Annotated in this window: 9 protein-coding genes; 5 read left to right on the top strand and 4 right to left on the bottom strand. The window is 39.3% G+C overall.

The window, feature by feature from the left end; translation table 11 throughout:
• Positions 1–41 precede the first annotated feature (41 nt).
• The 3 genes from DK846_RS04755 to DK846_RS04745 are packed head-to-tail and all read left to right on the top strand — an operon-like array spanning position 42 to position 2,813.
• Positions 42–1,046, top strand: coding sequence for an ATP-binding cassette domain-containing protein (locus DK846_RS04755; protein ID WP_109967738.1), 1,005 nt, complete (start codon positions 42–44; stop codon positions 1,044–1,046).
• Positions 1,043–1,768 (top strand): ABC transporter permease, encoded by a 726-nt coding sequence (locus DK846_RS04750; protein ID WP_109967737.1) that lies wholly within the window; start codon positions 1,043–1,045, stop codon positions 1,766–1,768. The genes DK846_RS04755 and DK846_RS04750 overlap by 4 nt, the downstream gene beginning before the upstream one ends.
• Positions 1,769–1,805: 37 nt before the next feature.
• Positions 1,806–2,813, top strand: a complete 1,008-nt coding sequence (locus DK846_RS04745) for an ABC transporter substrate-binding protein (RefSeq protein WP_109967736.1) — start codon at positions 1,806–1,808, stop codon at positions 2,811–2,813.
• Between the two features lie 171 nt (positions 2,814–2,984).
• Here DK846_RS04745 and DK846_RS04740 read toward each other — a convergent pair whose 3' ends face one another.
• Positions 2,985–4,307, bottom strand: coding sequence for a Fic family protein (locus DK846_RS04740; protein ID WP_109967735.1), 1,323 nt, complete (start codon positions 4,305–4,307; stop codon positions 2,985–2,987).
• A gap of 1,139 nt (positions 4,308–5,446) precedes the next feature.
• Between DK846_RS04740 and DK846_RS04735 the strand changes: the two genes are divergently transcribed.
• On the top strand, positions 5,447–5,938 hold the full coding sequence (locus tag DK846_RS04735; protein ID WP_109967734.1) for a hypothetical protein: 492 nt from the start codon (positions 5,447–5,449) through the stop codon (positions 5,936–5,938).
• A gap of 681 nt (positions 5,939–6,619) precedes the next feature.
• On the opposite strand, the gene DK846_RS04730 is transcribed toward DK846_RS04735, so the two are convergent.
• On the bottom strand, positions 6,620–6,955 hold the full coding sequence (locus DK846_RS04730) for a hypothetical protein (protein WP_109967733.1): 336 nt from the start codon (positions 6,953–6,955) through the stop codon (positions 6,620–6,622).
• Between the two features lie 33 nt (positions 6,956–6,988).
• Positions 6,989–7,141: a hypothetical protein gene (locus DK846_RS17595; protein WP_181391625.1), complete on the bottom strand. Its 153-nt coding sequence runs from the start codon at positions 7,139–7,141 to the stop codon at positions 6,989–6,991.
• A gap of 321 nt (positions 7,142–7,462) precedes the next feature.
• Between DK846_RS17595 and DK846_RS04725 the strand changes: the two genes are divergently transcribed.
• Complete coding sequence (locus tag DK846_RS04725) at positions 7,463–11,710, top strand: phosphorylase family protein (RefSeq protein WP_109967732.1); 4,248 nt, start codon at positions 7,463–7,465, stop codon at positions 11,708–11,710.
• Between the two features lie 34 nt (positions 11,711–11,744).
• Here DK846_RS04725 and DK846_RS04720 read toward each other — a convergent pair whose 3' ends face one another.
• A complete protein-coding gene (locus tag DK846_RS04720) occupies positions 11,745–12,086 on the bottom strand; it encodes a hypothetical protein (protein ID WP_109967731.1) in 342 nt (113 codons plus the stop codon).
• Between the last annotated feature and the right edge of the window lie 320 nt (positions 12,087–12,406).

The following is a 12,406-nucleotide window of genomic DNA, read 5'->3' as shown; positions in this document are numbered from 1 at the left end:
TAACAAAATTGTCTGAATATTGTGAGTATTGGAGGTGACGAATGGCAGCAACAAAAGAAAACGAACAGATTGCAAAGGGTGATCTCATAAAAAACCGCATTGAGATCCGGGATCTGACAAAAAATTATGGAGATCTCTGTGCTGTAAACAACATGAATCTCTCGGTTGGGAATGAGATCTTTGGTATACTTGGGCCAAACGGGTCAGGAAAGACAACAACAATTCTCATGCTTACAACTCTTCTTGCACCAAGCTTGGGTACTGCTGAAATCTGCGGGTATGATATTCAGCGATTTCCCAGAGCCGTTCGTGAATCACTCAGTTATGTTCCCCAGGATATGGCAGTTGATGTCAGATTAACAGGCAGGGAAAATGTTTTGATGTTTGCTGAACTCTATGGCGTTAGAAATCCTGCAGAGAAGACAGAAAAGGTTCTCCAGGTTCTTGAACTTTCTGACCGGGCTGATGAGTTTGCCAAGGTATATTCTGGTGGGATGAGACGCAGACTTGAACTGGCTCAAGCCCTTGTGCATGATCCAAAAGTGCTTTTTTTGGATGAGCCAACTGTCGGACTTGATGTTGCTGCAAGAAAAAAAATATGGGAACATATCAGGTCTCTTAAAAGCAACGGGATGAGCATTTTTGTTACTACCCATTACATGGATGAAGCTGACCGATACTGCGACAGGGTAGCAATTATGGATAAAGGAGTTATCAAGGCTGTAGATTCTCCCACAAATCTGAAAGCTCTGATCTCGCAGGATGTTGTAACCATCTCTATCTTCGGACAATATTCACCAATACATGTACCAGGAGTCAAGTTTGCCAAAGCCGAATCTGATGAATTAATTTTTTATGCAGAACATGGCGATTTTGCTCTTCCTCTTATAAAAGATGCCTTTACTGAACAGGGGATTCAGGTTCTTTCAATGTCAGTTCGAAGGCCATCACTTGATGATGTATTTCTCCATTTAGTTGGTACTACTGAAGATACATCTCCGTTTAATCTGAGCAGGTTTAGAAATGTCACCGGGAGGCGGGGATGAATCCAATTCTTGTATACTGCAAACGAGACCTGATCCGGTGGTTTAGAGGGAGATGGGGATTTATCTCAGCTATGGTTATGCCAGCTGCATGGCTGATTTTTGTCGGGCTTGCTCTTCCAATACGGTTCACTGATCATTACATCGACTTTGTAACTCCCGGTATCCTGGCAATGACAATCCTGTCAGCCTCACTTGCAGGTGGAGGGCTTCTCATAATGGATCGAATGCTCGGATTTTTCAATAAGTTTTTAGCTTTGCCTCCTCCCCGGGAGTCTATTCTTTTTGGAAAAATTCTGGTCATAACAATCCGGGGGCTGATACAGTCAACGATTATTCTCTGTATTGCGTTCCTTCTTGGTGCACGGATCTATTCTCCTGTGCAGTTGGTATTTACCTATTTTATTCTCTTTATCTTCGGAGCCCTCCTTTCCTCTTGTGCAACCACTCTCGCAATTCATGTCGGGGATCATGATCAGTATGCTGCCGTAAATGCCATGATCTCAATGCCGATCTTTTTTACATCATCAGCAATGATGCCCTATGATCAGATGCCTGCCTGGTTGCAGCCAGTGGCTCATGTCAATCCACTCAGTTTTGCAATTGATGGAATCAGGTTCATACAGGCAGGAACAATTCCGGTATTTCAATTGACAATTCTGTCTCTTCTGTGTATCCTGGTTCTTGGTCTGTCTGTGCACGTTTTTAGAAAAGTAAAACTTTAAGTCATATGAGCATGAAGAATTGTATTTAGGAATTCATATGAATCCTAAATTTGTATTACCTAATTTTATTATTCTTATTGTTTTATTCAGTTGTATCGTTGCTATTTGTTCTGCAGAAATCTTATTTACTGACTCAGAAGGGAACCAACTCACTTTTCCAGGTCCGGCTGAGAAATTAGTCTGTCTGAATAGTGATTCTGCTGAGATGGTGGTTGCACTTGGAGCTGGTGAAAAGATAATTGGTCTTGCTGACAGTGTTATGTCAGATACTGCTCTGATGGCTCATATTCCTAATGCAGTCAGTGTGGGAAACTGGCAGACACCAAATTTTGAAAAGGTTCTTGAGTTAAAACCGGATGCAGTGATTAGTTATTCGAGTTCCAAGCCAAAAAACAGTGACCAGTTCCTTAATGCAGGGATCAATCTGACTTACCTTGACTGTTATAGGATCAATACTCTTGATCATGATGTTAAAGCACTGGGAACTCTCCTTGGAGCTTCTGATCGTGCTGATGTGTATGTGAAATTCAAAGATAAATGGCAGAATCTTGTCAGTTCACGTGTCGCAAATCTGGCACCTGATCAGATTCCTTCTGTGTATATTGAAGGGTATTCAGATTATTCAGCAAATGGAAAGGGGAGCGGTGTAGATCAGGAACTCGATGTAGCCAGGGGAAAGAACATCGCAGCCAGCCTTGGTGAGCAATGGCCTAAGGTTACCGCTGAATGGGTCCTGAGTCAGAATCCTGATGTGATAATCAAGGCAGTCTCGTTGAAACCAGATAAAACTCTGGAACAGGTCAGGGATGGTATTTTACATCGGTCAGGATTTGAAACTCTGTCAGCTGTTAAGAACAATCAGGTGTATGCTTTGAATGGAGATCTTGCCTATGGTCCCAGGAGCCCGGCTGGTCTTATATATGTGGCTAAAGCCCTGCATCCGTCTTTGTTTAAGGATATTTATCCTGATGATGTTCTCAAGGAGTATGCAGATACTTTTGTGTCCGGAGTGGAGAAAGGGGAGTATTATTATCCGGTACTGTAAAGAGAATTGAAATTTAATCCTACGAATTTTTTTCTCATTCCAATCGAATATCCGAAGAATTCATATTTTGGGATAAAGAAAGAGGAATTGGTTATTGAAATGATCCGCGACTGGCCTGTCCGGTTTTTTATGGTCGAAGATAATCCAGGTGAACAGGGAAATTGTGACCGATTACCGAACTGAAAGGTCAGTAATAGTTTTCAGATTACTCTCGGTGACAAAGTAATAATATCCCTTCCCTCGCTTTGTCACAGTAATGTACCCGTGGGATTCCAGATGCATAAGATCGGTTCTGGCGGTCTGATACACAACATTAAATTTTTCTGCAATCTGATGAATCGTAAAATCCTGTCCCTGATGATCCATCATCTCCATCAGTATCTCTGCCTGCCGGTGATTGAGATCGTGGTATATGCGGATCATCTCATGGGCTTTCTTTTGAGAGTTTTGCCTCTCCTCAAGGTAGGCTATCAGTTCAGCTAAGGCTTCTTTTATGCATTCGATCTGATATTTGATGAAGTAGGTCAGATCATTTTGATCATATTCTGAGTGAATGTATGCTAATGCATATTTTCTTTTAGATCTGAGAATACTCCGGGATATTGAGAGATATTCGATCATCCAGTACTCACGGGATAAGGTATACCAATAAAAGAGGCTTCGTGCGGTTCTTCCGTTTCCATCATTAAAGGGGTGAATGTATCCAATCAGAAAATGCAGAATTATCCCTTTAATTATCGGATGAATGAATCGCTCTTCATCATCATTATTGATGAACTCGCATAATGCAAAAATAAGGATGGGAATCTCAGTATGTGGCGGGGGAATATGATACACAGTTCCAGATGCTGCATCAACCACATTAATGTCATTAGATGTTCTGAAATGGCCAACATCTTCTGGTTTGATGGTCCCTTTTGTCACTGTGTGTTGTATTTCAAGAAGTAATTCAGGGGTGAGAGGGTCACCTTTTTTGCGGATAATCATTTGGAGGGTCTCATAATTATTGAGAACCATCTGTTCTCCGGAATTCTTCGGCTTCTTTTTTTGCTCCAGCATTTCCTTCGCTTCTCTACGGGTGGTCACCGCTCCTTCGAGAATGCTGGATGCTATCGCTTCTTCAATGAGAGAAGACACGATATACCGTTTGTCCAGAGTGAGGGATCGATTATGAATTTGAATGGTTCCGGAGAGATATCGATCAAAGGAGTGAAGGCTTCTCATTATTTCTGGTAGTATGAGATATTGCAGGTTGAGTTGAGCATAGGCTATCTCTTCCATCCTCTGAGATCGAAAGACTTTCATCGCCACCCAGGTATCCAGCCGTTCCTGGTTATCTGATATCCGGTATTTCAATTCATCCCAGTAGAGATAACGGTCATTGAACCCGTCCACTGATATTCTGAAGGATTCATCAGTAAAATACCGTGATACCACCGTATTGATATGTGGAAAGTCCATTATGTCAGGCGGTTTTTCAGGAAGATTTTTCATGATAACCTGAAGTAAAAAGAAGCATGAATATTACTTATACTAATTTATCTCATTTTAGTATTTGTTAGTATTTACGATGTCCGGAATGGAAAAACCCTAATATACCAGGTTTGAATTTGTTTATGGTCAGATATACTGGATTCTCTTTTGAGTTTTACAGATAATATCAGCAGATGTCATATTCCGTGGTAGTGTTTGAGATCATTTCTAGAGAAAGAAGAATCGTGGAAATGTGTTTTCCCTGAAACATGTCACTCCTTACATCTGTTCACTCCGCAAATTAATTTGGATATCTTAGTCATTAGTGAAGAGATATTGACTGTACGACTGGTTCAGTCCGATGAATGATCCGGGCAGCAAAGCCCGCTTCACAACTGATGGAGGCTCTCGTCATATCAGCCTGAGAGAACTGTCATCCGATAAAGAGGCAGATTGCTCCGGCTATTACGTATATCCAATTCACTCCCATACCTCGGAAAGGGAAAAAAGTGGGTATTATTTTTGGTTATACGAGTGCAGCGATCGCATCAGCCTCATAAAATGAGAGGGTGACGGAATCACGGGCAAACCGTACCGAGTAAGTTCCCTATTGGTGTGATGGCACATGGGTGCAGCTGAAGAAGCCCTGTGGGCGGTCATGGGATGGAGTGCCTCCCATTGCGGTATTCAGGGTGGTGGTGGCAACGATGGTGCTGATATCAGAGATAGGCTGACGGTGTCGGAGCCTTGATGCTGATGGACCCGACAGTCTTTGCCTCGTTATTCTCGTAGATGACCTTTCCCTAAGGCTCGGATGCCTTCGAGACTCCCGGAAGGGTAACTCCGGCCTGTTCATAAGACGTACATCCTGGGGTTATTGGTCAGGATGTCGCCCTCGTTGAGGTGAAGGCTGCCATACTGTCTATGGAAACTGCAAGCTCCCTGACGGCGGTCTTCACCGTTGCAGTCTGTGTGAAATCTGCCATGTTCGAATCCCCTGCTGTGATCTCTCATGGCTGAATAGAAATCGGCGGGAGTATATAAATGGTTGAACCGGGAACTGAAACCGGGGGAGAAGAGAGGGTGGATGAATGAATGGAGCGACAAAAGCGACAATTAATTAATAAGATTAATCCAGCTTTAAGAAAAATTACTAAACTATGATCGACGATACATCATTTTGGACTTTTATCGGTGCAATTTCCACATTCGTTTACTCTATTTTAACAATAGGTTTAATCATTGTCACTTGGTGGTATGCTCATGCAATCAGAGTAAAAGACCAATTATCTGATTTACATGAGGAGATGGAGAAAATAGTTGCGCCTATTTACAACAATAAGGAAAATATTTGGTTTTTTAGACATGGACACCCAAACCATATGACAAATCCCAAAATTAATTATGATTATGATGAATTCTGGAAAAATATTAAAAATAACAGAAATCACACAAATAATCAAATTCGTCAGTCAATCAACAACTTTCTCGAATTAATTTCATCTGAACCATATAGACGTATAGATGAACCTAAAGAGTTTTCTGAAATGAAAAAGCAACTAATAAACAATATTGAAATTAGATACGAAGAGTTAATTGACGCGATTGATTCTATGAAAAGTCCGATACTTGGTAAAATAAAAAAAAAATAAGTAATTCATAATCTCAAATTTTTATATAACATCTAAGATTAGAGCAATGGTTCTATAATTATCCATAAAAGTTTTTTTGAAGGCTTCTAATTAAAACAGTTAATGTAAGTAGTTTTGATATAGCCAGATTATTAAAATTGTGATAAGAATTGCAATTTCTAATAAAATAAAAAATGCTAGTGATCTAACTATTGGTGAAAAGAATAGACTTTTTTGAGATATTAAGCGAATCTTTTTGTATATTTGAAAATCCTTCCCGATATGAATTACAAAATAAAAAATAGGAATAAAAATGAAGGTGCCTACAAAAATAAGCTGTAACAAAGAATCATTTGTCCCTAATGTAAAGGATATAATGTAACCAAAATATAGATAAAACAAACATTACAAAAAATCCTTCAAATAGGGACATCCGCATCGTAGCGATTTCATTTTTGGGAAAGGCAAACCATAATTCATTACAAAGGAGTAAAAAAATAGAGAGTGAAGAAAAAGTAAGGTAATAATTATTAAAATTAAGAGAAAATGAAGATAACCCTCCAAAAACTCCGATTATTGTTATCAATCGATGATTATTCTCAATAAAATCCGTTATTGAAATGCTTTTTTTCTCAGTTAGATCTGATTGGATTTCAGCCAATAACTATCACAAATACTAATTGTATTTAAAAAGAGAATATCTTATGTTTTTATCCCGAACAACGCCCCCTTCTTCTCCTTCCCCTCCAATACCCGCTTCACCCTCCTGACAGGAGCAACATACAACCGCTCCCGAATAACCATCTTCACTCCCTTTCCACTCTCTGACAGGCTCATCACACCGACTACTTCCCCATCCATATCCCGGTTCACCTCATCGCCTAACCGGATAAGAACCAGGATCACCTGGGCTCTCCCGATCTGAAATGATCCAATCCCGTCCAGGTATATCACAAAATTCTCCTCTTCAATTCGGAACCGGCCCTCCTTCTCCAGCGAACGGAACAAACTTTCACGAACAACAGCAAATCTATCCATGACAAACCTTCGGAGGTGAAGACCCCCTCCAGGTCAGGCAATTGCAGCCTCCGGAACGCAAAACCCCAGAAACCGCTTCTCTCTCCTTCTCTGCAGGATCTGATTCCGGTTCCGGTAATAATACGCCCGTGAACTTTCTTTGCCGGAAGACTTGGTATTCACTCCAAACATGCTGAAAGGCATCATCAAGTTGTATTAGCCTCCTCCAGCGAACAGAACCGGAGATACCTGATTCCCTTTTCGGTTAAACCCTAAGCTCAAGTTTTCAAAAAAATCGGCTAATCGTTTTGATATTTATTATCAAAATTTTTATAGGAAGTAGGAAAATAGATAATTTTTAGAATAAAGACAATGGTGCTTTGTAGAATGGAGTCTTCTTAGCTGATCAACAGGATCATATGATTCATCTCAACAGCCACATATCTTAATTTTTGCGGGAAGATTAAAAAGTTAAAAAAATAAATTTCAACCAGGAAAACAGATTTTATATTTATTTAGGATGGTGATATGACACTAGAATCAGGTACCGGTTCCGAATTTATTCAAGAAGCAGTTCCTTTTCGTTACCGAGCTGTGATTCTTACTGCACTCGGACTTGAATATAATGCAGTTCTGTCATATTTAACTAATCCAAACAAAAGAACTCATCCAGATGGATCAATATACGAGACAGGCTTAATTACATTGAATAGTTTTGAATGGGAAGTGATTTTAGTTGAAACTGGGGCTCACAATATTTCAGCAGCCAAGGAAACTGAACGAGCTCTTGCGACATTGAATCCACATATTGTTCTTTTTGTAGGTGTTGCTGGTGGACTGAAGGATGTGGCAATTGGCGATGTTGTCTCATCAACAAAAGTTTACGGTTATGAATCTGGAAAAGCAGAAGTTGGGTTTCATCCAAGACCTGAGGTATACTCTCCGAATAATTTTATGGCACATCTTTCTCGACTAATTGTACGTGAGGGAAAATGGGTTGAAAGACTAAACCTTTCACTTCAGCAGAACCCACCTAAGGCTTTCCCGGGTGCAATCGTCGCGGGTGAGAAGGTAATTGCATCAAAAGAATCAAAGGAATATAAAGAAATCAAGGACAATTATGGTGATGCTCTTGCAGTCGAGATGGAAGGTTTGGGATTCTTACAAGTTGCAGCAGATCATCGAGAAATAGATGCGCTATTGATACGTGGGATATCCGATTTAATTGAAGATAAATCGAAGTCCGACGCATCAGGTTCACAGGAAGATGCAGCTAAAAATGCGAGTGCTTTTGCGATCGAGATATTAGCAAATTATGGTGTACTAAAGAAGAGTATAGGGGAAAATTTGGAAATTTTCACCCGTGTTTCAACAAGTAGAACACAGCCATCGCATTTTTCAGGTCAAACCCCGAAGGAAATTCAAAGTCTATCTTATGAAAATACACAATTATCCTCACCTGATTTTACCGATGAACTACTTAGTACCGAATATAATGCGGAATTAAACACTATAAAAAAGTTACTCGATGAGTATAACCCATCAACTGCTCTTTCCCTTCTCAATTCACTAAAAGAAAGAACATCTGTAAGATCCTCAAATGAAGTAAAATATCGAATACTAACGAATGAAGCTGTTGCAAATATTCAACTGTTAAATTTTTCAGATGGTGGAAAATTACTGATCCAAGCCTTGCAATATAATCCAAATAGTGAAAAAGCCCTCGGAAATGTTGCCTTTGGATATTTATTAAATCAAAATTACGAAAAAGCCCTGGAATACGCACATATGGTACTGCAAAAGAATCCATTGAGTGCACGTGCCTATTCGATTATTATTCAATCGAGAATCCAAAGTGAATCAATTGATACAATATTGCTATCCCTTCCACAAGAAGTAATCAATACTCAAGATGTTGCAGAAACTTTAGGGCATATTTATTATAATCATGGAAATTTCGTCGAATCTTCAAAATGGCTCGAAATAGCACTCACAAATGCAGAGCAAAAGGAAGATTTAAATATAAAAGGATTACTTGCCTCATCCCTCTTAAATGGTGTTAAAAGTAATGAGAAGACGCTTGATGGTCTGCAATTATCCGATGAGCCTCGTCAATTATTGATGAAATCTATTTCTCTTTTTGACGAAGTATGGTCCCGCATCTCAGTAGATCCCAATCTTCAAAAATTACATTCATCGTGGATTGCGGAAAGAGGCGTTGCAAAAAGAATTCTTGGTCTAATCTATGAATCCTTAAAAGATATTAACGAAGCGTATGATTTTGATCCAAAAAATCCAAGTTATATTCACTTAAAAGGTCTTTTAGAGTTTGAGTTCGGAGATTTTATAGTCGCAGAATCTTTGTTAAAACAAGTTCTATGGGATACTTCAACGCCTGGTGCGTTATGGATATACTTGAATTCTTTACGGAAGCAGAATAAATTCGACGAGGGTATCAAAAAAATAACTGATTTCCTCCAAGAGAGCAGATCTAAAGAACAAGAAAGAGTTCTTTATCACTTTTTAATCGCTTTTTATATTGACAAAGGAAAAGAGTTTTACTCTGAAGCTAAATCTATCGTTCAATCTCAACATGAGAGAAATGAAAATGATATTGCGAATTTAGTCGAACTCGTAAATGTTTTACAATTCATTGAAGAAAATGATAATATTGAGTTATTTATTCAAAAAATAAAGGATTTATATTCAGAATCAATTCCAGGCTTACAGAAATTAGAAATTGCCGATATTTTCTTGAAATCAGGTCATTTCGATGACGCCACGGCAATTTATGAGAGTGTCATCGATCCAACGCAAAATACACCGTTCACCCAAAAGCTTATTGACGCTTATTATCTCAGCGGCAATCATAAACGTACATTAGAATTATGCCGCTCTTTACATGCAACCTATGGACCACATCTACATTCTTCAAAAATTGAACTAGCAATTTACCATAAAATTGGTGATCTGGTTCAAGCTGCAAATGTTTGTGCACAATACCTCAAACTCCACCCACAAGATTATGAAATGAAATTAAACGAGGCAATAGTTAATTTTCGTTCGGATAATACCGAAAAAGTCCTCGATTTTTTAAAAAACCCGCCACTAAAAGAGAATCTTGCTTATGGAGTAGGTGCTAAATTAGCTCATTTGTACTATTCAATGGGAATGTTTGATGATGCAATCAAATTGGCTTATGATCTCAGAAATAAATACTATCACAGCCCAGATGCGCACCTCGATTATATACATTTAATTTTGAATATTGAAGACCGGTTACCAATATTAACAAATCCATCTACTGTCGAAATTGATTCTGCTGTTCAATTAATAGATCATTTTGGAAAAACTTCACAGTACATAATATGTGACACATCCCTAAAGGATCCTGAAAAATATGAATTGAGGATGGATAGTGATCTCGGAAAACAACTATTAGGGAAAAGTGAAGGGGAATCAATATCCTTACAAAAAACTCCATTCGTCGAAAACAAAATCCAGATTACAAGTATTCTCAGCAAATATATTTACGCCTTTCAAGAAAGTACAAATAGTTTCAACCAATTATTCCCAAATAGTCCAGGAATTTATCGTATTCCATTCGGAACAGGACCTGATGGAAAACTTGTATCTGAGGATATTCTGAATCTCAAGAAGATGGTGAGCCTGAATCAACAACATACAAGTCCAATTTTTGATTATTATAAAAAGCGACAATTGACCATTGCTGCCGTTGCAGAGGGAATTAGGAGAGATATATTCTCTGTTTGTGAGTACCTCTCTAATGATTCTACGCTCGGGATTTTCTGTAGTTCAGGGAATGCAAATGAAAGAGACGAAGCAATAAAAAACCTAAACCTCAATTGTAAACTCATAATAGATCCTATCGCCCTTTATAGTGTGCATTCTCTTGGTATCGGGGATATTATTGTTAAAAAATTCGGAAAATTTGGGATTACACAAAGTACATTAGATTTGATTCATAGTGTTATTCTGAGCTATGGAGGCCAAAAAGCGCAAGGATATATGACGTTATTCCAAATTGAAGATAATCTCGGTTATGTACCAACAAGTTCTGACCAGATAAAAATGGCGAGAGAGAACCTAGAGAAATTGTTGGAATGGGTCCGATTAAATTGTGATATAATCCCTTGTTATCCGGCCTTGGATCTAAAATCAACAAAGAAAGAGGAATATAATAATCTTTTTGGAGTGGCTTCTATCGATACAATTCTTGTTGCATCTCAACCAAACAATATTCTTTTTTCAGATGATGGACTACTTCAAGCGATTGCAAAACAACTATTCTCCTCCTCGTGCGTTTGGACACAGATTCTATTAATGGACCTGTTTTCAAGTAGTATGGTTACGTCTGAACAACTTGAAAAATTTTCAATTCAACTTATTTTGCGTCATTATTTCTATACAAGTGTGAACTCATATCTTCTTTTGAAAGCCGCGGAATTAGCCCAATGGGAAATGAAAACTCCATTTATTGAAGTTCTTGAGTGCTTGAAAGAAGGGAAATCTGATATCGATTCTTCAACTAGAATAGGAATACAATTCACAGAATTATTATGGCAAAAACCTGAGGATATAGATTCACGAAATGTTTTACTTGTAAAATTGCTTCACGATTTAACAGTTCACAGAGAAAAATCGTATATAATCAACAGTTTCAACCAATCGATAATTAATAGTGAAATATTAAACTCTCAAGAAAAATACGAAATATTGGACCTCATCGAATTATTTAATGATGTGTTGTCATAATTTTTTAGTCATTACAACCTTCCTCATTAATTAATTATTTCACCTCAAACACCGCCCCTTTCTTCTTCTTCCCCTCCAGGACCCGCTTCACCCTCCGGACCGGAACAACATACAACCGTTCCCGGATAACCATCTTCAACCCTTTCCCACTCCCGGACAGGCTCATCATCCCGACTGCTCCCCCATCCTGGTCCCGGATCACCTCATCCCCTAACCGGAGAAGAACTGGGATCACTTGGGCTCTTCCGATCTGAAACGACCCAATTCCATACAGGTATTTCACAACCTTCTCTTCTTCAACCCGGAACCGTCCGGCCTTCTCCAACGAACGACACGAACGCTCACGAACAACCGCAAACTTTCCCACGACACACATCTGGAGGGGAAGAACCCCTCCAGGTCAGGCAATTGCAGCCTCCGATCCGCAATACCACAGAAACCGCTTCTCTCTCCTCTTCTGTAGGATCCGGGTCCCGTTCCGGTGATAATAAGCCTTGGAATTCTTTCGGTGCCGGAAGACCTGGTATTCACTTCGGACCAGCCGACCCGCATCACTTCGCTACATAAACCTCCTCGAGCGGGCAGATCCGAAGATCCCTAGTGCTCTCCTGTCGTTTAACGGAGTGGGTACCCTCCTTCATTCCCTGCCTTATCCATCGTACGGATACTCGAACCTACTTCTTCAGCCAAAGATGT

Origin of the sequence: Methanospirillum lacunae, from assembly GCF_003173355.1 — an archaeon.
GTDB classification, from domain to species: Archaea; Halobacteriota; Methanomicrobia; order Methanomicrobiales; family Methanospirillaceae; genus Methanospirillum; species Methanospirillum lacunae.
Note: the sequence above shows the minus strand (reverse complement) of the source record. Positions and strands in the feature narration are given on the sequence as shown.